23 protein-coding genes and 1 pseudogene are annotated in these 24,100 nt (G+C 67.8%); 10 read left to right on the plus strand and 14 right to left on the minus strand.

From position 1 onward, the window contains the following. The first annotated feature begins 11 nt into the window (after window positions 1-11). Window positions 12-1,199, plus strand: coding sequence for a site-specific integrase (locus tag D5S18_RS19150; protein WP_120042434.1), 1,188 nt, complete (start codon window positions 12-14; stop codon window positions 1,197-1,199). Window positions 1,200-1,209: 10 nt separating this feature from the next. Here the strand turns inward: D5S18_RS19150 and D5S18_RS19155 are convergent, their stop codons facing one another. From D5S18_RS19155 to D5S18_RS19165, 3 genes are all read right to left on the minus strand, one after another. Next, entirely contained in the window at window positions 1,210-2,337 is a 1,128-nt protein-coding gene (locus D5S18_RS19155) for an SLC13 family permease (RefSeq protein WP_120042858.1), read from the minus strand. 318 nt (window positions 2,338-2,655) lie between these two features. Then, window positions 2,656-4,074 carry a carboxylesterase/lipase family protein gene (locus tag D5S18_RS19160; RefSeq protein ID WP_120042435.1) on the minus strand — a complete coding sequence of 473 codons (1,419 nt, stop codon included), beginning with the start codon at window positions 4,072-4,074 and terminating at the stop codon, window positions 2,656-2,658. A 22-nt stretch (window positions 4,075-4,096) separates the two neighbouring features. Continuing rightward, window positions 4,097-5,014, minus strand: coding sequence for an MBL fold metallo-hydrolase (locus tag D5S18_RS19165; protein WP_120042436.1), 918 nt, complete (start codon window positions 5,012-5,014; stop codon window positions 4,097-4,099). Window positions 5,015-5,114: 100 nt separating this feature from the next. Between D5S18_RS19165 and D5S18_RS19170 the strand changes: the two genes are divergently transcribed. Then, complete coding sequence (locus D5S18_RS19170; RefSeq protein ID WP_120042437.1) at window positions 5,115-5,999, plus strand: helix-turn-helix domain-containing protein; 885 nt, start codon at window positions 5,115-5,117, stop codon at window positions 5,997-5,999. Here the strand turns inward: D5S18_RS19170 and D5S18_RS19175 are convergent. Further along, window positions 5,943-6,688, minus strand: a pseudogene (locus D5S18_RS19175) (helix-turn-helix transcriptional regulator). The gene D5S18_RS19170 and the pseudogene D5S18_RS19175 overlap by 57 nt on opposite strands. Before the next feature lie 90 nt (window positions 6,689-6,778). Here D5S18_RS19175 and D5S18_RS19180 point away from each other — a divergent pair. Next, the gene (locus D5S18_RS19180; protein WP_120042438.1) at window positions 6,779-7,189 is read left to right on the plus strand and encodes a VOC family protein; all 411 of its coding nucleotides are present in this window, start codon (window positions 6,779-6,781) and stop codon (window positions 7,187-7,189) included. 38 nt (window positions 7,190-7,227) lie between these two features. Here the strand turns inward: D5S18_RS19180 and D5S18_RS19185 are convergent, their stop codons facing one another. Next, entirely contained in the window at window positions 7,228-8,322 is a 1,095-nt protein-coding gene (locus D5S18_RS19185) for an NAD(P)/FAD-dependent oxidoreductase (RefSeq protein ID WP_120042439.1), read from the minus strand. Between the two features lie 103 nt (window positions 8,323-8,425). Here D5S18_RS19185 and D5S18_RS19190 point away from each other — a divergent pair, with 103 nt between their 5' ends. Next, a complete protein-coding gene (locus tag D5S18_RS19190) occupies window positions 8,426-9,010 on the plus strand; it encodes a TetR/AcrR family transcriptional regulator (RefSeq protein WP_203236815.1) in 585 nt (194 codons plus the stop codon). A gap of 473 nt (window positions 9,011-9,483) precedes the next feature. Here D5S18_RS19190 and D5S18_RS19195 read toward each other — a convergent pair whose 3' ends face one another. The 3 genes from D5S18_RS19195 to D5S18_RS19205 all read right to left on the minus strand — a co-directional run bounded on the left by D5S18_RS19195 (window position 9,484) and on the right by D5S18_RS19205 (window position 12,310). Continuing rightward, a complete protein-coding gene (locus D5S18_RS19195; protein WP_120042440.1) occupies window positions 9,484-10,410 on the minus strand; it encodes a LysR family transcriptional regulator in 927 nt (308 codons plus the stop codon). Between the two features lie 114 nt (window positions 10,411-10,524). Continuing rightward, the gene (locus D5S18_RS19200) at window positions 10,525-10,737 is read right to left on the minus strand and encodes a bacteriocin immunity protein (protein WP_120042441.1); all 213 of its coding nucleotides are present in this window, start codon (window positions 10,735-10,737) and stop codon (window positions 10,525-10,527) included. A 25-nt stretch (window positions 10,738-10,762) separates the two neighbouring features. Continuing rightward, a complete protein-coding gene (locus tag D5S18_RS19205; protein WP_120042442.1) occupies window positions 10,763-12,310 on the minus strand; it encodes an MFS transporter in 1,548 nt (515 codons plus the stop codon). Between the two features lie 78 nt (window positions 12,311-12,388). On the opposite strand from D5S18_RS19205, the gene D5S18_RS19210 reads away from it, so the two are divergent. Continuing rightward, on the plus strand, window positions 12,389-13,147 hold the full coding sequence (locus D5S18_RS19210) for a TetR/AcrR family transcriptional regulator (protein WP_120042443.1): 759 nt from the start codon (window positions 12,389-12,391) through the stop codon (window positions 13,145-13,147). 120 nt (window positions 13,148-13,267) lie between these two features. Here D5S18_RS19210 and D5S18_RS19215 read toward each other — a convergent pair whose 3' ends face one another. Then, window positions 13,268-14,470, minus strand: a complete 1,203-nt coding sequence (locus tag D5S18_RS19215) for an FAD-dependent oxidoreductase (RefSeq protein ID WP_120042444.1) — start codon at window positions 14,468-14,470, stop codon at window positions 13,268-13,270. A 139-nt stretch (window positions 14,471-14,609) separates the two neighbouring features. Between D5S18_RS19215 and D5S18_RS19220 the strand changes: the two genes are divergently transcribed. Then, entirely contained in the window at window positions 14,610-15,215 is a 606-nt protein-coding gene (locus D5S18_RS19220) for a TetR/AcrR family transcriptional regulator (protein ID WP_120042445.1), read from the plus strand. 10 nt (window positions 15,216-15,225) lie between these two features. Here D5S18_RS19220 and D5S18_RS19225 read toward each other — a convergent pair whose 3' ends face one another. Then, a complete protein-coding gene (locus D5S18_RS19225; protein WP_120042446.1) occupies window positions 15,226-15,849 on the minus strand; it encodes a TetR/AcrR family transcriptional regulator C-terminal domain-containing protein in 624 nt (207 codons plus the stop codon). Window positions 15,850-15,923: 74 nt separating this feature from the next. Here D5S18_RS19225 and D5S18_RS19230 point away from each other — a divergent pair, with 74 nt between their 5' ends. Further along, window positions 15,924-17,462 (plus strand): FAD-dependent monooxygenase, encoded by a 1,539-nt coding sequence (locus tag D5S18_RS19230; protein WP_120042447.1) that lies wholly within the window; start codon window positions 15,924-15,926, stop codon window positions 17,460-17,462. 52 nt (window positions 17,463-17,514) lie between these two features. Here the strand turns inward: D5S18_RS19230 and D5S18_RS19235 are convergent, their stop codons facing one another. The 3 genes from D5S18_RS19235 to D5S18_RS19245 form a co-directional block, all read right to left on the minus strand. After that, window positions 17,515-18,051 carry an NUDIX domain-containing protein gene (locus D5S18_RS19235; protein WP_120042448.1) on the minus strand — a complete coding sequence of 179 codons (537 nt, stop codon included), beginning with the start codon at window positions 18,049-18,051 and terminating at the stop codon, window positions 17,515-17,517. A 244-nt stretch (window positions 18,052-18,295) separates the two neighbouring features. Further along, a complete protein-coding gene (locus D5S18_RS19240; protein ID WP_120042449.1) occupies window positions 18,296-19,162 on the minus strand; it encodes an LLM class flavin-dependent oxidoreductase in 867 nt (288 codons plus the stop codon). 46 nt (window positions 19,163-19,208) lie between these two features. After that, window positions 19,209-19,871, minus strand: coding sequence for a cysteine hydrolase family protein (locus D5S18_RS19245; protein WP_120042450.1), 663 nt, complete (start codon window positions 19,869-19,871; stop codon window positions 19,209-19,211). A 201-nt stretch (window positions 19,872-20,072) separates the two neighbouring features. Between D5S18_RS19245 and D5S18_RS19250 the strand changes: the two genes are divergently transcribed. From D5S18_RS19250 to D5S18_RS19260, 3 genes are all read left to right on the plus strand, one after another. Then, window positions 20,073-20,312 (plus strand): hypothetical protein, encoded by a 240-nt coding sequence (locus D5S18_RS19250; protein ID WP_120042451.1) that lies wholly within the window; start codon window positions 20,073-20,075, stop codon window positions 20,310-20,312. A 153-nt stretch (window positions 20,313-20,465) separates the two neighbouring features. After that, window positions 20,466-21,254 carry a carbon-nitrogen hydrolase family protein gene (locus tag D5S18_RS19255; RefSeq protein ID WP_120042452.1) on the plus strand — a complete coding sequence of 263 codons (789 nt, stop codon included), beginning with the start codon at window positions 20,466-20,468 and terminating at the stop codon, window positions 21,252-21,254. Window positions 21,255-21,430: 176 nt separating this feature from the next. Continuing rightward, window positions 21,431-22,507 (plus strand): hypothetical protein, encoded by a 1,077-nt coding sequence (locus tag D5S18_RS19260; RefSeq protein ID WP_147404019.1) that lies wholly within the window; start codon window positions 21,431-21,433, stop codon window positions 22,505-22,507. A gap of 174 nt (window positions 22,508-22,681) precedes the next feature. Here the strand turns inward: D5S18_RS19260 and D5S18_RS19265 are convergent, their stop codons facing one another. Beyond that, window positions 22,682-24,094, minus strand: coding sequence for an outer membrane protein assembly factor BamB family protein (locus D5S18_RS19265; RefSeq protein WP_120042454.1), 1,413 nt, complete (start codon window positions 24,092-24,094; stop codon window positions 22,682-22,684). Between the last annotated feature and the right edge of the window lie 6 nt (window positions 24,095-24,100).

Below are 24,100 nucleotides of genomic sequence, written 5' to 3' on the forward strand. Positions count from 1 at the left end.
GGAGCGCGGGAATGGTGGAGATCGCCGTGCCGGAGGCGGTCCGGACCGAATTGCGACGCGGGGTGCGCAGCGTACTGGTGGACGCGGTGGCGCTGCGCATGGTCCGCGACCGCTTCGACGCCGAGCAGGCGGGCGCGCTCGGACGGTATCTCGAGGCGTCGCAGTCGCCGAATACGTTGCGCGCCTACCGCACCGACTGGCTGGCCTGGTCGGCGTGGTGCGCGGCGGAGGGGCGGCAGGCATTGCCCGCCGACGCGCTCGATGTGGCGGTGTATCTGGCGGCGGCCGCCGACGCGCGCCGGGCCGACGGCGGGTGGGCGTTCAGTCCCGCGACGCTGGAACGCAAGTCGGCGGCGGTGTCGGCGGTGCACGCGGCCAACGGATTGCCCTCGCCGACCCGGTCGGATGTGGTGCGGTTGACACTGCGCGGTATCCGCCGCACCCGCCGGGCCGCGCCGCGTCGCAAACGTCCGGTCCTGCTGCACACCCTCGGTCAGTTGTTGGCGGGTCTGCCCGAACCGGGGTGGCCCACCGACCCGGCGCGCCGCCGCGACGCGCTGCTGCTGCTCATCGGATTCGCCGGCGCCCTGCGCCGCAGCGAACTCGCCGGACTACGGATCTCGGATGTGGAGGTCGGTCTCGACCACACCACCGGCGATCCGCTGCTGCTGGTCCGCCTGCCCTCCACCAAGACCGACCCCACCGGTGTCGCCGAACAGCGGGTGGCGCTGCCCTGCGGACGCCATCCGGCCACCTGCCCGGTCTGCGCCTTCGCCGACTGGCTGCGACTGCGCGAAATCCATGCCGCCACAGGCGAATCCGGCCTGCGGGCCTGGTTGACCGATACGCCGCCCCCGCTGCCGGACCGTCATCGATGCCACGGTTTCGTCCCGGCCGCCCCCACCGACGCGCCCCTCTTCCCCACCATCACCCGACACGGCACACTCGGCACCCGCGCCATGTCCGGCCGCGCGGTCGCCGAACTCGTCAAACGCTACGCGGCCCGCGCCGGCCTCGACCCCGACCTGTTCTCCGGCCACTCCTTGCGCGCGGGTTTCGCCACCCAGGCCGCCCTCGGCGGCGCCGCCGACCGCGAGATCATGCGCCAGGGCCGCTGGTCCAACCCCCGCACCGTCCACGGCTATATCCGCACCGCGAATCCGTTGGAAGACAACGCGGTCACCAAACTCGGCCTCTGAGCTTGGGCCGCTACCGGTGCAGCGCGGCCAAGGTGCCGAGCAGTATGAGCGGCACGCCGCCCAGACCGAGGGCAGCGAAGGCGAGCGGGCGGATGTGGACGCCCGCGGCGCGACAGCGTTCGGCCCACAGCAGGGTCGCCAATGACGCCCACATGGTGATGAGTGGGCCGGTGTTGGTTCCCACGAGAACGTCGAATAGTCGGGCGCTGCCCGAGCCGGAGGGGATGGTGGTCTCCATGGCCAGGTAGGCGGGCAGGTTGTTCACGAGGTTGCTCGACACCGCGGCGGTGACCGCGGTCGCCGGGCCTGCGTGGTCGGCAGCCAGGGCAAGAAGGTGTCCGAGGCCGTGGCGGGTGATCGCGGCCACCACGAGGAACAGGGCCTCGGTCGTCAGTACGAGTCGCCACGGCAGCAGCGACCACCGCAACCGGGTCCGCCCGCGCAGCGCGGACACGGTGACGGCGACGACGGCGGCGGTCGTGGCGGCCAGCCAGGGCACGATGCCGCCCGCGACGGCGACGGCGAAGCCGACACAGGCGAGCGCGCACACACCGAACGCGACCGGGTCGGCCGGGGTTTCGGGTTCCGGTATCGGGTAGCGGCCGGTCAACTGACGGCGGAACACCACAGCGAGGTAGCCGACGGTGAGCACGATGGCGACGAGCGCGGGCACGCTCATGTGCGCGGCGAATCGGATGGCCGAGAGGCGGGCGTGCTGCATCGCGAGCAGGTTGGTCAGGTTGGACACCGGCAGCAGCAGGCTGGCCGTGTTGGCCAGCCACACCACCAGCACAGCGAACGGCAGCGGTGGCAGGCCGAGCCTGCGCGTGGTGGCCAGCACCACGGGTGTCAGCAGCACGGCGGTGGTGTCCAGGCTCATGCCGATGGTGACCAGGGTGGCCAGGACAGCGACGAGAACGAACAACACCGCGACCCGCCCGCGCGCCCACCGCGCGCAGACCGCGGCCGCGGCGTCGAACACTCCGGCGGCCTCGGACAACTCGGCCAGGATCGTCACCGCCACCAGGAATCCCAGGATCGGCGCGGCGCGGGTGACGCCGATGTCGATGGCGTCACCGTCGGGCAGCCATCCCGTCGCGACGGCGAGTGTCGCGAGCCCGACCAGAACCATCCACATTCGGATCAGCATGCCAACGCGTGCCGTTCGGTTCAACGTGCGCCGGCCATGGCCGGCGAATACCGCACGGACGCAACACAACCTATTCGCCGGTCTGGGGCTGAAATTCGAGTCGCAGGATTTGAGATCTCTATCCCGTTGCGCGAATCGGCATTTCATGGCCTTTTCCGATGTTATTGCCCCACTGCCGACACCTTGACCTGGGCTGTCGGCAAACGAGACTGCAAATGCGCTAATCAGGATGGCCGATTTGATTTTTTACGATGAATATGGCCGAATTCGACGGACCGTAGTGTGCGCGGCGGAGCCGACCGGTGATCAGCCTCCGAAGACCCGCACCACGTCCGGGTCCCACCCCGGATCCACGGTCGCGGCGAACGCGATCCAGGCGTCGTGCATCCGGGTCGCGAGATCGGCCGGGGCCGGGTCGGGGCCGAGCAGGGCGGTGTCCCCGTGCAACCACGGTTTGTCGGCGATGTCGAACACGAATGGGAGTTCGACGGTGTGGGCGGCGCCGAGTCGACCGTCGAGGGCTTTCGAGCGGTACCCGAAGGAGTAGACGTGGGTGCGGCCACCCGAGATCCGCGCGTGGGCCTGCGCCATCCGCGCCGTTCCGGCCTCGAACAGGGCCTCCCCGAGCACCGCGGCGCGCAGTTCGCCCGGTGTCGCGTCCGGTCGCTCCGCGCGGTGTCGGGCGATGACGGTGCTCGGGTCGGCGTGCGCGCGGGCGGCGGCTGCGAAGGCATCGGCCTCAGTGGAGGCGTCCAGGTTGCCTTGCGGTACGAGATAGAGGCGCCCCTCTTCGGTGTTGGTGCCGATCAGCAGGTCGACGTCGGCGGCCGGGCCGTCGGCGAGACCGTCGGCGGGCTGGACCGGGAGGACCAGGCTGAACGGGCTGAGTCCGACCAGGGGGTCCATGGCGGTGCCGGTGCGCAGGTCGAGGCCGCTCAGCGCGGGCAGGATCGCCAGGAGTCGTTCGTCCGGGATCGCGGCGAACGCCTCGGCGGTCGGTTCGACGCCCAGCGCGGCGGCGGCCGCGGTGGTTACCCGACGTGCCTGTTCCGGTGTGAAAGCACCGGTGCCGCTGCCGCTTTGGATGATCGCCCGCCGGAACAGTCCTTTCGCCTCCGGTGTCGCGAGCAGGGCACCGGTGAGGGTGGCTCCCGCGGATTGGCCGAAAATCGTGACATTCGCCGAGTCGCCGCCGAACACCGGGATCGTGTCGCGTACCCAGCCGAGTGCCGCGATCACGTCGAGCAGCCCGCGGTTGGGCGCGGCGCCCGGCAGGTCGAGGAACCCCTGGATGCCGAGGCGGTAGTTCACGGTCACCAGGACGACGCCGTCGCGGGCGAAGGCACTGCCGTCGTAGAGCGCGGCGCGTGTCGAGCCGGTGACGAACCCGCCGCCGTGCACGAACACCATGACCGGCCGTGCGCCGCTGACGGCGGCCGGGGTGTGGATGTCGACGGTCAGATACTCCTCGCCCCGCACCCAGCCGGGTCCGAAGTACGGGATCATGTCGAGGCGGCCGAAGTCGCGGGCGGGTTGCGGGACGGTGGGCGAGGGCAGCGTGCCGTCGCGGACACCGCGCCAACCCCGGTGCGGTGCGGGTGGAGCGAATCGGGTCGCGCCGGTCGGGGCCGCCGCGTAGGGGATGGCGCGGTAGCGCTCACCGGATCCGTCGCGCAGGCCGCGCACGACGCCCGCAGGTGTTTCGACGACCGGGTTCGTGTGCATGGGGAATGTTTCCTTTCCGGTATCAGGCCATGCGGGAGAAACCCGCCCAGCCCTTGATCGCGAACTTCGACCCGTCGCGCTCGACCTCCACCGCGCCCGAGCCGCCGAAATGGGCGGGAAAGACGAGCGCGTTGCTTTCGGCGGCGCGGCCGAGCAGCCGGTGCCGGGTGGCCCTGGCCTCGGCGGGGTCCTCGCAGAAGCAGGAGTTGGTCCGCGGCTCCACGATCTGCAACGCGGTGTGCACCAGGTCCCCGACGAACAGCGCCCGATCGCCGCCCGACTCCAAGGTGAGCACGGACGAGCCCGGCGTGTGGCCGGGAGCCAGATCGAGCCGCAGATTCCTGTCGATCCGGTACGACCCGTCCCACAGGACGGTCTGCCCCGCCCGATGGACCGGCGCCACACTGTCCTCGAAAACGTTCTGGTTGCCGCGGCCCAGCACGGGTTTGTATCCGTTGGCCGGGTCCCAGAACTCGAAGTCCCGTCGCGTCATCAGATAGGTGGCGTTCGGGAAAGTCGGCACCCAGGTTCGGCCGTCGAGCCGGGTGTTCCAGCCGACATGGTCGATGTGCAGGTGGGTGTTGACCACGATGTCGACCTCCTCGGGCCGCACACCGGCTGCCGCGAGATTCTCGAGGTAGTTCGTGTCCAGGCGGCTCCACACCGGCGCGTAGGGCCGGTCCTTGTGGTTGCCAACGCCGGTGTCGACGAGGATCGTGCGCCCCTCGCTGCGGAGCAGCCAGGACTGGATCGCGGTGTGGCACTCGTCGGTCTCCGGATCCCAGAAGTCGGGAACCAACTCGCCGCGGTGCTCATCCCACGAACCACCGGGACTGTCCGGGAAGAACTGGTCCGGGGCCATCTCGACCGAGCCGTAGTACTCCTTGACGCGGGTGACGGTGACCTCGCCCAGTGTGATCTGCTGTGGGTCCTGATCCATGAGACCGAGTCTGTTCGCGCGATCGGGCGCCGACCACTCCCGCTTTGTCCTACCCCTCGCAGGGTGTGGCTCCGATCCGACCCGCCCGGATACTGGAGAAATGGACGGCCCCGGCCCACTGGGCACCTTTCTGCAAGCTCGGCGCGCGCGGCTGCGACCTGAGGACGTCGGCCTGCGCGAAACCGGACCCCGCAGGCGGGTGCGCGGTCTACGACGCGAAGAACTGGCCCAGTTGGCGGGGGTCAGCGTCTCGTACTACACCCGGTTGGAACAAGGAACCTCGCGCGGCGCCTCGGCCGAGGTGCTCGACGCGATCGCCCGTGCGCTACTGCTCGACGACCACGAGCGCGAACACCTGGACCGGCTCGTCGGCGCCGCCCGCCACCCGTCCCCGGCCCGCCATCCACGTCCCGAGAAACTCGCCGACGAGACGCGCGACCTGCTCCGCGCCGTCGACGGAGTCCCCGCGATGGTGCTCGGCCGACGCACGGATGTCCTGGCATGGAACGCCCTCGGGCACGCCCTGCTGGCCGGGCATCTGGACTTCCTCGGCCCGGATGATCCCGCGCAGCGGCCGAATATGAACCGCATGCTGTTTCTGGACCCGCACTGCCGCGAGCTGTACACCGACTGGAAGCGCAAGGCCCGCGCGGTGGTCGGCAACCTGCGTATCGCCGTCAGCAAGCACCCGGAAGACCCGCTGCTCGCGGAACTGATCGGCGAACTGACCATGACGAGCCCGGAATTCGTCGCCCTCTGGGCCGATCACCGCGTGACACCCTGCGACGCCGCGACCTACCGGCTGCACCATCCCGTCATCGGCCTGGTGACAGTGACACAGCAGACCCTGTCGATCGCCCGCGCCCCGGAGCAAGTACTGGTCGTGTGCACAACCCCCGCCGGGTCCCCCGACGAGGAAGCCCTCGCGTTACTTCGACTGATGCCGACGCGCGGGCGGTCCGGCAGTCGGCAACTGTCGGGATGACATTCCGTATCGGGCGGTGATCACGGTAGCGCGGTGGTGTAGAGCGGTGCGCAACCACTGGGGGCAAGGGCTTCCGCGGTCTCGGCGAGTTGCCACAACGCCCATTCGGCGTGTCTCGGGTCTTGGCACGTCACCTCCAGCCGCGGCCGGCCGTCCGCGCCGGTTTCCTCGGCGCGGACGGCGAGTGCGGTGCGCACCAGGTCCTCCCGCTGCGCCGGGTGCACCCGCACCAGCACGGTGACCTGGTCCCCGCCATGGCGGAACTGTGTGCCGCGTTCCTGCCAGACGCGGTCCAGATCGATCCGGTCCGGTCGCCGCGCGGGTTCGGGGAGCTCCTCGGCGGCCGAGATTCGGGAAAGCCGGTAGGTGCGGTCCGCGCCGGATCTCGTGGCAGGCAGGTAACCCTGGTCGCGGACGGTGACCAGGCCGATCGGGTCGACCGTGCGCCACTTCGGGGTCTGGTCGACGGCCGCGTAGTGGATGCGCGGCTTGTGTCCGGCGAGCACCGCGCGCCGGACCTCGGCCATGACGGTGTCGGGATAGACCGGGACACCGGCTGCGGACAGCGCCTCGATATCGCGCAGCACCGTGCGGGTGGAGACCTCCAGTTCGCGGGCCGGCGCGGGTGCGGACAGCCGACCGTGCCTGCGCAAAAGCAGCACCAGTGAGACCAGCCGATCGGCGCGCATTCGAAAACACCATCGAAATACGTGACACAGGATGTCGTGATTCGTTGGGAGGCTCTATGGAGTAGTTCACTCACACGAAGGAGCGTTTGGATGGGGTCTCAACTCAACCCGTGCCTCAGGTTCGACGGGAACGCGCGGCAGGCGATGGAGTTCTATCAGGAGGTCTTCGGCGGTGAACTGGAGCTGGGCACGATCGCGGACTTCGGCGCGCCGGACTCGCCCGACGCCGACAAGGTCATGCACTCCCGGCTCGACACCCCGGACGGATACACGCTGATGGCTTGGGACGGGCGGGAGGGCGTGCCGTACCACCCCGGCAATAGTGTCGCCGTCTTCCTCGACGGCGACGGCAGCGAAATTCGCGACCACTTCGAGAAGTTGTCCGCGGGCGGCACCGTGACGATGCCTCTGGAGAAGCAGTCGTGGGGCGATGCGGCCGGTTCGCTCGTGGACAGGTTCGGGATCACCTGGATGGTCAACATCACCCGGCCGCAAGGTTGATCGACTCCCGGCAAACGCCCCGCCGTGCTGTCGACCTCTCAGATCGTCGGGCCGAATTGGTCGATGAAGCGGGCGGTGAACAGGTCCGATCCCTTGTATTCGGCCACCGTCGCCGCAGGGGCGATGAATGGACCGTCGGGCGAGGGGAGTTGTCCCACACCACCATTGGGGCCGAGGGGTAGCAGGATCATCGGGAAGGGCAGTGGCTGGTAGGTTGCCGAGGGCTGTTCGCCGTTCAGTTGGGCGGTGATGTTTCGGGCCACGATCTGTGCGTGTTGCATGGCGTAGCCCGCCATTTTGGCCTCGGGGACGTCGGTGAGGTCGCCGACGGCGTAAATGTGGTCGTGCCCTTGAACATTGAGGTATTCGGTTACCGGGACTCGCCCCTGCGGGGTGAGGGAGGTGAGTTTTCCGTCGGCCAGGTATGCGCTGTTGGTTTGGACGCCGTAGGCACGGAACCAGATGTCGGCGGTGATCGCGGTGCCGTCGGTGGTGGTGACGGTGTGGGTCTGCGCGAGTCCCGGCTCGGTGTCCGGTGTCTTTGCCAGGCGGGTGCCGAGCCGGAGGTCGACGCCCATGGCGTCGAGTTGGCCGCGCAGATCCTCGACCATCTCCGGTGCGAAGCCGGGTAGCAGTTCGTCGGTCGGGTCGACGATGGTCACCTGCTTTTCGGGCCAGATCTCCTTGATCTCCCCTGCCAATTCCAGTCCGACCGGGCCTGCTCCGAGAATCAGCACCCTGCCGGCCTGACGTAGTTCCTTGTGGGTTCGGCGCAGGTCGTCCATTGCCGCGTCGATCGAGTCGGAGCGCGGTTTGGCCGGGTAGGCGTAGCTGGAGCCGGTGGCAAGTACGAGGTAGTCGGCCGCGACGTACTCGCCCGAGGTCAGGGTGACGCCGCCCCGGTCCACCGAGACAGCACCGTCGTGGATGACCGTGCCCCGCGTGAGCAGCGTGTCGAAGGGGAAGAACATATTCCTCGCCCAATCCGGCTGAGTGAGTGCCCGCAGTGAACCGGCCGCGTTGACGAATGCGTCCCTCGGGTCGATGAGGACGATCTCGGCCACCGACTCCAGCTCTTTGGCGACCGCCGCGCCCCCGTAGCCTCCGCCGACGATGACGACTCTGCGACTCATGACTTGCTCCAATCCAAAAACGTAACGGCACGTTTTGGAAGCACTGTAGCAACGGATCGACCGTGTGTAAAACGTAACGACACGTTTCCTATAGGGTGGTCCGGTGAGCGCCGAAGCCAAGAAACGCACAGCCCGTTCCCGCGAGGCGATCCTGCAGGCCGCCCTGGACCTCAACGCGGAACGCGGCTACGCCGCCGTCGGCATGGACGCGATCGCGACCCGAGCCCGCGTCGGCAAACCCACCCTCTACCGGTGGTGGCCCTCCAAAGGGGCGCTCTACCTCGACGTCCTCCAAGACCGGGTCGTCGAGCCCTACATCGTGTGGCCGGACACCGGCGACTTCGTCGCCGACCTGCACACCTGGATTCGCGGCTTCGCCGAAATGTTCTCCAACCCGGACCTGCGCCAACTGCTCATCGGCGTCGTTGGCACCGCCCAGCACGATCCGGACCTGGCCCGCCTGATCCGCGAACGCATCCACGCGCCGCAGCGAGCGAAGAACCTTGAACGCATCACCGCCGCCCAACAGGCGGGTCAACTCCCCCGGTTGGATCCGGGGATACTCGAAGAACTCCTCGTCGCCCCCCAGTGGTACCGACTGCTCGTCTCCGGAGAGCCGTTCACCGTCGAATACGCCGACACGCTGGTCGCGATAGTCCTCGGCCTGAACGCCGCGAACGGCTCCTGAGATCGGCTGCACGACAACGTAGTCGACATCCGAGCCACCGGTCTCGTCTTCGAATCGGCGAGTTCGCCGCGAGCCGTATCGGCAGCGGAGGTGTGGTGGCCCGCTGCCGACACAGCCTCTTGGCGCCCGCGTGGACATGTCACGAGACGCACTGGCATGTCGTTGGGTTGCAGACACTGCCGTATAGCGAGCACGCGAATTGGCACTGGCCTACGTCGCATGCGGCGTGGGCGCGGAGTTCGGGGATGAGGGTGGTCAGTAGTCGCCGAGCTCCATTGCGGATTCTGGTCATGGTGTGTTCACCACCTTCCGGTGTGAGTGTGGGTCGAATGTCCTGCGGGGCCGGATGTTTGGTGACGACTCGACCGAGCAGGCGTTCGAGGGGGTAGTGGCCGTGTTGGCGGGAGTCGCCGCTGTGGCGGCGGTTGTCGCCGAGGAGGACGACCCGAATGCGAGCCGCCAGAGCGCTCGGATCACTCGGGGCGCGCCCAGTCCGGGACCCAAACATCCACGCTCGGTCGAGGTCTCGCGCGAAGATAGTCGAGGAAGTGGGCAAGGACTGGGTGCGGGTTGTCGGCGCGCCAGACGACGCGCATCGGATAGACCGGGATGGGGTCGACGACGGGAATGCGGCGCAGGTCGTAGCTTTCCGGCCAGAGGTAGCTGGTGCCCGCGCCGACGAGGGTGGCCAGTTGGTTCGAGGCGGCGAGTTCGGCGAGCAGCGCCTCGGTGCCGAACATGGGGCCGAGGGTTTCGATGGTGAGTCCGAAGGCGTCGGCCAGGTCGCGGTAGTAGCCGAGGGGTTCCGGGTCGGTCATGCCGCGCATCCAGATGGGGTGTGCGGCGAGTTCGGCGAGCGCGACGGCCTTGGCATTGGCCAGTGGGTGGCGCGGCCCGACCAGGATCTCATGCCGGTCATCGATGACGCGCGCGGAACACAGGCCGGGCGGAAGCTTCAGTTCGCGCAGGGATCTGAAGCTCGCGTCGATGGTTCCGGCTCGGATCTCCGCGACCGCCATGGCGGCGTCGGCGTGGTCCAGGGTGACCACATCCAGGTCGATATCCGGATTCTGTCGATAGAACTCGTGCAACAGATTCGAGGGCGCGATCCGGCGCGCGACCACATCGATGCGCAACGCCCGGCGACCCGGTAGCACCGCTGCGGTGACACGCTCGGCGGCGCGCAGCAGTTCGCGGGCGTGCGGCAGCATCGCCTGCCCGTCGACGGTGAGCCTCGACCCCTTCGCGGTCCGCGTGAACAACTGGACGCCGAACTCCCGCTCCAGACTCGCCACCCGCCGCGAAACACCCTGCTGGGTAATCCCCAATTCGTCGGCGGCGGCCTGGAACTGGCCGGTCTCGGCCACGGAGACGAAGGTGCGCACAGCATCTAGATCCACCCGCCAGAAGCTACTACCACAACCCGACGTTGTGCCGCCCCGGTGAACCCGTTGTGCCCTGGCGCCGCCCGGCGGTGTCGCGGAACTCGGCGAGAGCTGTCCGTTCGTGTTGCCCTACAGCACAATTGGCCGATAGCTCAGGGCCGCGTCGACTATCTGTTCGGCCGAAGCATCGCGCAACTCGATCGGCGGATGGAAGATCAGGTCCGCGATGGCCGGATGGGGTGTGCGGGTGTCCAGCAGTTGCAGATAGGTGTCGGTGTCTTCGTCGGCGGCCATGACCCGGCGAACGAGTTCGATGAGTTCCGCGCGGGTGATGTCGAGCATCGCGCGCCGATGGACTGCGGAAGACTCAGACGCCGACCTGTTCGGGGTCGGGAATCGCGGGATCGGACTCGCGGTCGCGCATGATGAACACGGCCAGTGCGGCCGCGGCCAGCGCACCGACAGCCGCGTAGAGGAAGGCGCCGGACATGGCGTCAGTGAAGGCGCTGCGGGCGATCCCGGCGAGTTCGGTATCGCCGATGCGTGCCGCGATGCGGAGCGCGTCCGCCACCGAGCGGCGCGCCTGATCGGGCGCCGACGCGGGGAGGGCGCCGGTGAATCCGCTCGACACGATGCTGCCGAGCGCGGCGACACCGAGGGCCGCCCCCGCCTGCTGGATGGTGTCGTTCAGTGCCGATCCGACGCCCGCCTGTTCGGGGGGCACCGTCCCCATCAGTGCCGCGATGGCGGCGGGCATGGCGAGACCGCCGCCCGCGCCGAGCAGGAACAGGGCCGCGCCGAGCAGCACGAGTCCGGTGTCGGACGACACGGCCGCCAGCAGTCCGAATCCGGCCGCCATCGCCAGCAGCCCGATGACCGCCGACGCGCGATTGCCGATCCGGTTCCCGAGGGTCGCGCCGAAGGTGCTCGCCGCGAGCGAGGCGACGGCCATCGGGACGAATGCCAAGCCCGCCTCGGTGGGCGAGTAGCCGAGGACGAATTGCAGGTACTGGGTCAGCACCAGCAGCAACCCGCCGTTGCCGATCTGCACCAGCGTGAGTGCGAGGCTGCCGCCGGTGAAGTTCCTGGCGCGGAACAACTTCAGCGGGACCATGGGAGACGGCGCCCGCATTTCCCAAACGACGAATCCGATCAGGGCTGCGGCGGCGACCGCGAAGGCGCCGAGGGTCATCGCATCGCCGAGGCCCTGCCCCGGCAATTCGATGATCGCCCACACCAATGCGGTCATCCCGACCACGGACAGCACGGTCCCGAGCGGATCCGGCCGCTGCCACGGCCCTTTGGATTCGGGCATCAGCGCGATGGCCGCGATGATGGCCAGGATCACGATCGGCACATTGATCAGGAAGGCCGCGCCCCACCAGAACCAGCCGATCAGGGCACCTCCCAGGACCGGGCCGCCGACCAGGCCGACCATGGCCACCGCACTCCACACGGCCATCGCCTTGCGTCGCTCGTTGTCGTCGAACACGGTGATCAGAATCGACAGGGTGCTCGGCATGACCAGCGCGCCACCGACGCCCATCACGACTCGCGCGGTGATCACTTCGGCGGGATTCGCGGCGAATGTCGCTGCCAGGGATGCCGCCCCGAACAGCGCCAACCCGATGATCATCACCTTCCGGCGACCGAATCGGTCGGACAGGCTGCCGGAGGTGAGCAGCAGGCCCGCGAAGACGAGGATGTAGGAATCCACGATCCACTGCGCGTCCTGAGCGCTCGCTCCGAGGTCTTTCGCGAGTGACGGGATCGCCACTGTCAGCACCATGTTGTCGATGACCAGGACCAGGGTGCTCAGGCACAGCACGATCAGGATCAGCCACCGGCGCGGATGACCTCGCGTCCCACTTGCTTCCGATTTCGCCGCGACACTATGCGTACGCTGTTCTCTCATGCGAACAACGTACGCATCAAATTTGAATGTACGCAACTGCGCACATCGTGCGCTAAGGTGGCGGTCGAAGGAGGCCGGATGCCAGTCGACGAACAGCCGCCCATCCCCTCGGTGTGGGTCCGACCGCGCAGACAGCGGGAACAACCGGCGCTGAGCCGGGAACGCATCGTGTCCGAAGCCGTCCAGTTGCTCGACACCCTGGGCATCGACGCCCTGAGCATGCGCAGCCTGGGAACCAGACTCGGCGCCGGAGCCACCTCGCTGTACCGACACGTGGCCAACAAGGACGAACTGATCGAACTCGTCGTCGACGAGGTCTGCGGCGAGATGCGAGCAGCCGACGCGAGCGGTCCGGTCGACTGGCGCATCGCGGTCGGGGAGCGCGCCCACAGCCTGCGGTCGATGGTCCTGCGGCACCCCTGGGTCGCACTGGTGCTCGGTCAGGTCGGGCTGCCCTACCTCGGGCCGAATATGACGCGAATGTCAGAAGGCATGCTCACCCTCTTCGAAGCGGCGGGCTTCCCCCTCCCCGAGGCGGACCAGGCGATGAAGACCGTCATCGCCTACGTCATCGGCATGGCGACCAGCGAAGCCGCCTACCTGTCACTGCTCACCCGCAGCGGTCGAACCGAACAGGACCTCGCCGAAAGTCTGCGCCCCGTCGCCGAATCGGCCGCCATCGACCATCCGCGTCTGCACGAGAGCCAGGCCGCGCAGCACGGGAAAGACCCGCGAAAGATCCGCGAAGACAACTTCGAATACGGCCTCGAGCGCGTCCTCGACGGTCTACAGGCCCGTCTCGACGGCAGTGCCGTCGGCTCGGATCAGCGACCGTGAGCGAATCCGGCGTCAGGCGACCGGTGTCATAAGCCCGCCTGCGCGGCACGGGTCGCCGCCGACCGCGCGGCCGAAGTCGATTCTCGCTGGGGCGTGCACGTGGCTTGCGGCGCGTATGCCCTATTGAGCGTCTTCGGTTCGCCTGCGTCGGTATTCCGTCGCCCTGGCCTGATAGTTCTTGTGCTCCTGTGCGTGGTCCGGCGGCAGGTGCGGCGCATCCGGGGATGTGGGGGCGAAGAACCGCGCGAGGGCGGTGTTCGCACCGACGGCAAGTTCGCCGGACCGCGGGAACATCGCTGCCTCGTAGCGGGCGACCGCGTCGTCGAGAGTGTTCTCGTGCTCGAGTGCATGGGCGAGTTCGGCGCCGTCGAGCATGGCCAGGTTTGTGCCGTGGCCGCCGAAAGGCGCCATCAGGTGGGCCGCGTCGCCGATCAGGGTGACGCCGGGAATATGGTCCCAGGTCAGGGGGGCGGGCAGGGCCCAGAAGCTACGCGGTATGTAGTCGCTGTCGTTGTCGGTGATCAGCGGGCGCATGAGCGCGGACCACTCGCTGAATTCTCGCAGCAGGTAGGCGCGGACGGCTTCGCGGTCGGTGAGGTCCACGCCGGCGGTGACGGGCCAGTCGAGTGCGGCACGGAAGGCTACGTAGCCTCGGACCACGCCGTTGCTGTTGCGCTGAACGATCACCGCGCGACCGTCGCCGTCGACGGAGAACATGTGGCCGTCACCGACGATCGCGGCGATCTCGGGGTGACGCGTGTCCATGTCGTCGAAGCGGGCATCGAGAAAACAGACGCCCAGGTACTGCGGCGTCGCGTCGGTGAGCAGCGGCCGAACCCGCGACCACGCGCCGTCGGCGCCGATGACGAGGTCGACGTCCGCGCCTGCGCCGTTGGCGAACTCCAGTCGGTGTACGCCGCCTCCGCGCGGGGTGATGTGGATGAGTTTGTGGTCCCAGCGGACCGTGCCGGGCCGCAGGTGCTCGTAGAGCATGGCCCGCAACTGGCCGCGGTCGATCTCGGGAGCCGCCTCGTCGCCCTCGGCGGGAATGAACTCGGCCAGGACGGTTCCGTTCTGGTCCCGGCGGCTTTTGGCCTGGCCATCGACCCTGGCCAACGCGCGGAACGCGTCCATCAGCCCCGCGTCTTCCAATGCGATCTGGCCGGCGTCCGCGTGCAGGTCGAGTGTCCCTCCAGGGTCGCGAGAGTCCACGGTGAGGTCCGCGTCGTACACGACCGGCTCGATGCCATGCCCCTGCAGCATGCGAGCGCACATCAAGCCGGCGGGACCGCCGCCGACGATGGCGATACGAGGTGTGCTCATGAGGTGAATTCCTTTCACGCGTGCTGTGCCGCTGCGCTTCTCGGCGAACGGCCTCGCCTGCCAGCCTAGGTGAAACCGTTCGAAAAGTGTATCTGTTCTACTTTTATACCCGCTCTACTATTATGCTAGGTTCGGGAACGTGACCGAAATCGGGCGCCGCGAGCGCAAGAAGGCCGCCAACCGCCAGGCACTGGCCGACGCGGCGCTGCGGTTGTTCCTGGAGCGCGGCTACGACGCGGTCGGCGTGCGGGAGATCGCCGAGGCCGCCGACGTCTCGGTGGCCACGCTGTTCAAGCACTTCCCCGGCGGCAAGGAAGCACTGGTCTTCGATCGGGACGCCGCACGCGAGGCAGCGCTCGTCGCCGCCGTCCGAAAGCGCCCCACTGGCCACTCAATCCCCCAGGCGCTACGCGAACTACTGCGCGAGGAACCCTCCCGACAGGCCCGCGAGCACCCGCGTTTCCCCGATTTCCGCCGCCTGATCGACACCACCCCGCCATTGCGCGAATACGCCCGCCGCATGTGGCTGCGCCACGAGAACACCCTGGCCACCACGATCGCCGCTGAAAGCGGACTACCCGAGGGCGACCCCGCCTGCCAGGCACTGGCCCACTTCGCCCTCGAGGCTGTCACCCTCGTCTACGGACGAGACGACGCCGAGTCCGCACTCGACCGGATCTTCGCCCTCCTCGACACCGGATGGACCACCACGACAACCGAACCCACGAACCACGGCGGCACCTGACCACACACGATTACGTCGCGGTGATGCCGGAAAGCATGAGTCGGACGCCGAGTGCGAAGCGTTCGTCGGCCGGGGTGGCCAGGATTGCCGGTAGCGCTTGCGCGGTGAGTGGGAATCGGGCGGGGTCGGCTGTCATCGCGGCGTCGTCGGCGGGTTCGCGACTCAGTCCGGTGAGCGTTTGTTCCTCGAGGCAGAAGCCGATGATGAAGTGGCGCAGCAGCGCCGTGCGCAGGGCGGCGTCGGCGAGCGAGAGACCGGCGTCGCGCCAGGCGTCCAGAACCGATTCGATGACATCGAAGGTGGCCGGGTCGGCGGCGAAGGTGCCCGCGAAGACGCGGGCGCCGTCGCGATGGCCGAGCATGGTTCGCCGCAGCGCGTGCGCCCAGCGGGTGAGGCATTCCCGCCACGGTGCGCGCCGGTCCGCTGCCGTCATCAGTGCCGCGGCGTCCTGGCTCATCGCGATGGCCATCGCGCGGAAGAGGTCGTCCTTGGATTTGACATGCCAGTACAGCGTCGGCGCGCGCACACCCAATTCGGTGGCGAGCGCGCGCATGGTGACACCGTCGATGCCCGTCACATCGAGCACGCGCAGTCCGGCACGGGCGATCGTCTCTCGATTCAACTTCGCGGCCACCTCGAAACTCTAACAAAGTACGAGTATTCTCTAACATTGTTAGAGAGCAGTCGACGATCCGGAGGAGGGCCGAGATGTCGAACGCGGACCGCGCGGCAGCGCCCGTCATCATCGCCGGAGCCGGACCGACCGGTTTGACACTGGCGACCGAACTGCGACGCGGCGGCATCGACGTGCTACTGCTGGATCGCCGCGCCGATCGCGGCGTCGAGGGGTCACGCGCGGCGGGAATGCAGCCGCGCACCGTCGAGATGCTGGATCAGCGCGGTATCGCCGAGCGTTTCCTGGCCTTCGGCCCGCCCTTGAACCTCGGCAACTTCGCCGGTATCGGCCTCGACTATGCGCGGCTGCCGAGCCGATTCCCGCACGCCTACAACATCATGCAAGCCGACACCGAGCAGATCCTGGAAAGTATCGCCACCGAACTCGGCGCGGCGGTGCGCTGGTCGGCGGAGGTGACCGGACTGCACCAGGACTCCGACGGAGTGCAGGTCACCGTCGCGGGGCCTGCGGGAGTCGAAACCCTGTGCGGCAGTTATCTGGTGGGCTGCGACGGCGGCCGCAGCATCGTGCGCAAGCTGACCGGAATCGGATTTCCCGGCACCGACCCGGCGATGGCATGCCTGATCGGTGACGTCGAACTCGACGAGCCACCCCGGCGGCCGATCTTTCTCGAGCGGCGCGAGGCCGGGCTGCTCACCGTGATCCAGTTCCGGCCCGGCTGGTACCGGGTCGTCACCAGTGAGCGTGAACGGTCGGCGGCCCCCGGCGATCCGGTGACCCTCGAAGAACTGCGTGCCTCCACCACGCGAGTCGCGGGCACGGACTACGGGATGCACAGCCCCCGTTGGCTTTCCCACTTCACCGATGCCATCCGGCAGGCCGACCGCTACCGCTCCGGTCGGGTGTTTCTGGCCGGCGACGCCGCGCACATCCACCTGCCCGCTGGTGGGCAGGGCATGAATATGGGGATGCAGGACGCGTTCAACCTCGGCTGGAAACTCGCCGCGGTGCTGCGCGGCGAGGCCGCCGACGACCTGCTCGACACCTACCACAACGAACGCCACGCCGCCGACGCCGACACCCTGAAACTGATTCGGGCGCAATCGATCCTGTGCCGGCCCGACCCGGATCCGCGCGACCTGCTCGAGCTCATGGCCCGCCTCGTCGGTTTCGACGACGTCAACCGCTACCTCGCCGCCACCGTGTCCGGGCTGGATATCCGGTATCCGATGACGGGTGAGCATCCACTGCTGGGACGCCGGGTCCCCGATGCCAACATCGACACCGCCACCGGAAAAAAGCGGGTATTCGATCTGCTCAACCCCGCAAGGCCGGTGCTGCTGGACTTTTCGAATACGACTGGCCTGACCGCCGCCGCGGCCGGGTGGGCCGACCGGACCCGCATCGTGCATGCCGAGTGCTCACCGACCCCCTGGACATTGCCCGCCGGTGCGGACATCCCCGCACCGGCGGCGCTGCTGATCCGGCCGGACAGGTATGTGGCTTGGGTCTGCGACGGCGAACCGGATCTCGATGCCCTGCACCACGCCCTCACCACCTGGTGCGGACATCACAGCGTCGGCGACCCCTCCTCGGTCCGTGCAAGATAGGTACATCTCGGGTCGAACGTTGCGGATTTCCGCAGGCAGATACGCGAGCTGACTACGTGTCGAGACCGAGAGCGCGATAGATCGCGACAACGGTAGCCGCGCCGACGATTTCACCGCGATCGATCATGGCTGCCGCCTCCTGCAACGATATCCAACGCACGTCCTCTGCTTCGTTGATGTCGGGCGCGGTATCGGTTGGATCTGCCCCGCGCGCCAGATAGATCTCTTGCGGTTGGTCCAGAGAGCCAATCGACGGCTGATACGTGACCAGGTGCTGCATCGAACGGGGGCGCCAGCCGGTCTCTTCTTCCACCTCGCGCGCAGCGGCAGCGGCGACGTCTTCGGCGTGATCGACATAGCCGCCCGGAAGTTCCCACACCCACTGGTCGATGATGAACCGGTGCCGATACATCAGCAGGGCTTGGTGCCTTTCGTTGAGCACCAGTGTCATCGCGCAACGTGGCATCCGGGCGACGTACTGGGTGAACTTCACGCCGTCCGGTAACTCGACATCCACGGTCGACAGGCGGATGTGGCGATTCTCGTCCACAAGCTTCTCGGCGTGAATCTTCCACTGGGTACGCTTCACGGCTCGACCCTACGCCCTGCGGGTACGTTGCCAGGGACAGCTCGAGGTGGATCGTGCTCGGCCTAGCTGTGGTGGCGAGAGGCAGAGTTCTCGCGTATCACATGCGGGTCCTCGCACTTGACGGCTGTGCGGTGTGATCGCCGAAACTCGTTGCGGCGCTGAGGTTCCAGTCGAGGGGTACGGACACCGGCCCCGCAGCGGTGCGGTTCACGAGCCTTCCGGCAGGTGTGGCAGCCGTGCGGCATCACAGCGTCGGCGGCCCCTGCTCGATCCGTGCCAGCACCGGTCCCAGACGGTAGAAATCGTCGCCGGACATCAGGAAACGTTCGTCCCACCAGGTCGCGCCCGCGGCCGCGAATGGTGCGAGCAGTTCCCCGGCCTGGTCGGGATCCGCCGGTGTGACACCGCCCAAGACGACTTCGAAGGGTCGCGACCGATCGGGGCGATGGTCCTCGGTGTACGCGATCATGTCGCGGACGTCCGCGACCGGAGGGATCTCCCCGTGACCCGCGCCGAGGAACAGCGGCGCCACACCGTCCCAGCGGGCGGCGCGGCGGAACGGGCGTCGTCGGGGCCACCAGCCGCCGATCCAGATCGGCGGACGCGGCCGCTGCACGGTGGCGGGCAGCAGTTCGACGTCGTGGACCCGATAGTGGGCGCCGACATGTGAGACCGATTCCCCGGACCAGAAGCGCCCCAACAGTTCCAAACCCTCGTCCAGCCGCTCGGCGAGCAACACCGGGTCGGTGGAATCGCCGAAACTGGCGTATTCGTCGGCGATCGGCCCGCCGAGGCCGGCGCCGAAGATCACTCGACCGCCGGTGAGGGCGTCGAGCGTGGCCACCTGTCGGGCCAGTTCCTCGGGGCGGCGCCGAGGCACCGGGGTAACCAGCGGTCCGAGCCGCAGCCGTGTGGTTGCCAGCGCTGCGGCGGTCAGCAGAATCCACGGATCGCCGAACGGCTGCCCTTTGCGGGCTCGTTTGTCGTGCACCAGGTGATCCCAGACGAAAAGCGCGTCCCAACCCGCCTTTTCGGCTGCCGCGGCCACGCGGGCGACGACGGCGGGATCGGCGAAATCTCCGAAGTTGGGGATATTACAGGAGTATCGCATCGACCGATGATGCGCTGAAATATCAAATGGCACAATAGCATCGGGTCTAGCGCGAAATCATGGCGAGCACGTCCGAGGTCGGGCGCACATCGCCGAAGGACCGGTAGATGGTGTGCAGCGTGGCGTTGTGGTCGTGGTCGCGGGCGGCGGCATTGGCGTCGGCCACCATGATGACGCGAAAGCCGCGGGTGGCGGCATCGCGGGCGGAGGATTCGCAGCAGACGTTGGTGACGGTGCCGGTGATCAGGACGGTGTCGATATTTCGCCGGTCGAGCAGGTTCGGCAGGTCGCAGCGGCCGGGGAAGAAGGCGCTGAACGCGGATTTCTCCGCGAACAGGTCCTCATCGCCGAGGGCGAGCTCGGGCCACAGCCTGGTCGACGGCGGACCGAAACCCGCTGAGCCGCTGTAGTTCTCGGCGGTGCGCTGCCCGAAGAACTCGATGGACCGGGCGGTCGGCTCCCCCGGTGCGGGCAGCACCCACGCGATCGACCCGCCTGCCGCGCGCAGTCCCGCCGCGAGGCTGTTGATGTGGGGCACTATCGCGCGGCAGTACCGATTCTCGGCGACATGGAAGGGCACCATGTCGATCACGGCCAGTGCCGTGCGGCGCGGATCCAGCGTCGGGTAGGCGAAGCGGCGGCCCCGACGGGATTCGTGGCGGGCGTATTCGCGCGCGTCGATCCGCCAGTCGTGCGTTGCCTCGGTCATCCGGACGCCTCCTCTGCTCGGGACGAACACCATATCGAGCCATCCGGAGCGACACCGCGATTCGCGACAATGCCGTTTCGAAAGGGGGACGCGTCCGCGATAGCTCTTCCCTCCTGCGGGAATGCCTCGGTTGCCGGTCGCACCATCGGTCGCGTAGGGATGCCTGGTCCCACTCGATAGTTCGTGATGGAAGGATCTCTTGTGAAATACGCTCTCGCCGGTTGTTTGACGGCGGCAATCATCACCGGCGGTATGGCGACCGGTATCGCCGCGGCCGCGCCCGGCCTTCCGCTGGAGCAGCCCGCGCCGAACACCGTCAAGCCCTCGGTCGTGCCCGGACAGGCGGTCACCATGTCGCCCATGACCGGGTCGGCCGAGTGCTGGAGCGGTATCGCGCCCCGGACCGATCCGGACTGCGCGAGCGGACGCTACGCGTTGTGAGTCGGGTGTGCCGATGACGCGGCCCCGTCCGATCCGGGCGGGGCCGTTCGCGATTTCCGGTGGGCGACAGCGGAATTCGCGCCGCGTGCGGCCGGGTTCGGTAGCTCGGCGCGCGGCCGGCTAGAATACCGGTACGTCGGAAGGGGTCAGATCATGCTCACCAGAATCGGCTTGGTCCAGGTGAACAGCACCGCCGATCCGGCGCGCAATCTCGAACTGGTCGAGGAGTACACAGCGCGCGCCGCGCGGGCGGGCGCGCGGCTGGTGATCTTCCCCGAGGCCATGATGCGCCGCTTCGGCGGCAATCTGACGGCCGTCGCCGAACCCGTGCACGGTCCATGGGCCGAGGCGGTGCGCGCGAGCGCCGCGCGGCACGGCGTCACGGTGGTGGCCGGGATGTTCACTCCCGTCGCGGACGGTCGCGTCCGCAACACCCTGCTCATCACCGGCGGCGGAGTCGATACCCACTACGACAAGATCCATCTCTACGACGCTTTCGGTTTCACCGAATCCAGCACCGTCGCCCCCGGCGAACAACCGGTGCTCGCCGAGATCGACGGCACCGCGGTGGGTTTCGCCACCTGCTACGATCTGCGTTTTCCCGGCCTGTTCCAGCGTCTCGCTGCCGACGGCGCGGATCTGGTCGTGGTGGCGGCGTCCTGGGGCGACGGCCCCGGCAAGGTCGACCAGTGGCGGCTGCTGACCCGCGCCCGCGCCCTCGACGCCACCGTTTTCGTCGCCGCCTGCGGCCAGTCTCAACCCACCGATCCGGGCAATACCACCGCGCCGCTGGGCGTTGGTCATTCCGCGGTTGTCGCCCCCGAGGGCAGTGTCGTCGCGGAACTGGGTCCGGCGCCCGACCTGCTGGTGACGGATATCGATCCCGGCGAGGTGGATCGCTGGCGCAAGACGCTGCCCGTCCTGGCCAATCGTCGACTCTGACGGTCGACACGGCCTCCGCCGCAGTGGGTTTCGCTGGTAGTCGCCGAAGTTCGTAGTTCCTGGTCGGGCGCGGCTGCGGAAATCCGGGGAGAACCGATATTGCCCGCGGGTGAGCGGGCCGGTCACGCACTTCTCAAATGTGGGAACTCCTCGGCAATATCACGAGGATGTACCTCGTGCATCAGAATGACCACACCGAGGCCTACATGGCCAAGGATCGCAAGAGCATGACGGAGTTCGCGTGCGAATTCCTGGACAGATGGCTGGCCGAAATGGGGAGTGCGCTGGAGCGGTGGCGCCGTTCCTACCTACCGGCCGACTTTCCTTTCGATTTCACCCTCGACTCCCTGGACGCGCTGGAACCGATCGTGCTCGCGCGATATCCGGACCGGGCCGCCCTCGACGCCGAGGACGATGCGGAGTTCACGACCGGCACGGTGCGATATATCGGCGAGGTGCTGTTGCGTGTCGCACCGTCGCGCTGGGGCTACTGGGATCTCGGAGAGAGCGCCGTCGGCCTCTTCAATCGCATTGTGGTCATCCGGTCCAACACCCCGGTGCGGTTCCAGCAAGTGATGGTCCCTGAACACCTCCTGAAGGATCTGCTCCACAATCGAGAACACGGATTCCTGCGCAAACCCGCGTTCCTGATGGTGGAAGCCGCCGAGAAAGCCGCGCTCGCGGAACTGCCCGCCACGGGTGTCACGGTCCCCGACTGGTGTGCGTTCTTCACCGCCGATGAGTACCTCAGGTTCGCAGGCGAGGTGGACGCCGCCTTGCGCTGCTTCGGCGCCGACGGCCAAGATATCGACTTCGGCTGTGTCAGCTTGGCCGCGGGAGATCCGGATCCCGAAATGCTTGATTTCGATATCGACGGGCTGGCCGTCCAGTGCCGAGCAAGCGATATGGAGGACTGGCCGAGCCTCTGCTTCACCATGATCGAAGGTTTCTTCACCGCGCAGCCGCAACGGGACTGGCTCACCGGAGTCGCTTTCACAGAGGTCGAGGATCTGCTCGAGCCGTGGCTCGCCGATAAACCCGAATTGTTGTTCGTCGCCGAACCCGACGATCCCGATCAGCCCTTCTCGATCCGGCTCGAAGGGGGCAGCTATCTCCACTTCCTCGCCGCCGTTCCGGACCTCGAGGGAATTCCGGAGGTCACGACATTCGTTCCCAATTCCGCGGTGCGGGCATGGGATATACCTGTTGAAAAGCTTGTGCGGTGGGGCATTCAACACATCCGAGCCGAGTAGTCGACGCACGGGACGACCACCCGGCCCTAGACGTGAACCGAAGACACCGACGACGAACCGAGACGGCGATCAACCTCGCCCGCAAATGTTCGGACCGACCGACCAGGCTACCCGGCGCTTGCGGTCGCCGACCGGATCTGCCGATGAAGGCTGCCGCCGAACGTTCGAGTCACATTATGCCGCAGCGTATCCGGTGAAATCATGGGCGGTCACGGTGACCATGCGACCGCCCATCGCCCGCACCTGCGAGCGGACTCGGGGATCACCACTGGGCGGCAACAGCATCGACCACACCGGAGTTCCGTCGATGCCATCGATCGCCTGCACGGTGACACCGTCGGTCAGGATGAGATGGGTCGCGTCGGTGATGCCGTCATAGCGGGTGAATTTCGTGGCGTGTTCGAACGGTGACGGCCGCTGCCAGATTCGCTGCCCGTCGGTGAGATCGAGCCCGGAAAGCGTTGTGCCATCGAGTGATCGGATGATCACGGTATCTCGGACCACTCCCTCGATCGCGGTGCTGCGCCCGGCTGTGTCGTCGATGCCGATCTCGGGATTGGTCCACAGGACCCGGCCTGTCGTGCGCTCGTAGGCACTCTCGCCGGTCATGATCGGCAGTGGCGACGCGGTGGCGACCGGGTACCACTCGAGCAGGAAGCCGGCATTGGCGACCTCGGTGATGCGGTGGCCGTCTCGGCCGAGCAGCGCGACCTTTCCCGCGGTGCCGCTGCGATCGATCACCTGCGAGGCGATCATGCCGCCGTCGAAGACATAGCCGACCGGTCCGGTGAAAAGCGGCTCGCCGGTGCGCAAATCGCAGATACGAATGTTGTCGTAGCGCCCGTATCGGAAGTAGTTCGGTGCGCTGAGGACGGGGACGACCGGCTCTCCGGGAACCACTGTCGGAAACGTCTTTCGCCAGCTCGCGGCGATATCCGAGACGGTTCCTCGCGTGAAGACAGCGGTCTGCGAATCCGCGGTTCGCCCCGCCACCGTGACGACGCCGTCGCGAGCATCGACCTGCTCCACCTCGAAATCGGTGCTGTGGTCGGTGAGCACCGTGCCCGTCGCGCTGTCGACAATCAGGACCCGATGGGTGTCCCAACAGCTCAGCAGGCCCTGAAACACCTGTTCGGCGCAGCCGGCGAGCGCGCCGACATCGATTGTCCAGTGCGGCTTTCCGGTATCGGGGTCGAGACCGTGCAGTCGCACCGCGCCGACCGGCTGCCAGACCCCGTCACCCGAGCTGTCCGGCACCGCGGTGGCCGCCACGATCGTGGTCCCGGCATCCATCGGCGTGCCGTTTCCGTGGTAGGCGTTCAGACTGTGCGGAGCGGACAGTAGAACAGCGCCGGGCTCAATGGACAGATCGGCGGCGCGCACCGTCCAGCGAGGAGTGGGTGCGGAGCCCAGAGTTGGCTCGATACGAAACTTGCCGCCCACCACCGGCGCTGCCTGCGGGGACCGCCGTGGTGATCGGTCCGCCCAAACGATCGCGGCGACACCCACCAAAACGGCCACGACCAGCATCGCGATCCAACCTCGACGCCTGTTCGGACCGGTGAACCACTGTGCAGCCGTGTTCATGCGGAG

Source organism: Nocardia panacis (genome assembly GCF_003598715.1).
Lineage (GTDB): Bacteria > Actinomycetota > Actinomycetes > Mycobacteriales > Mycobacteriaceae > Nocardia > Nocardia panacis.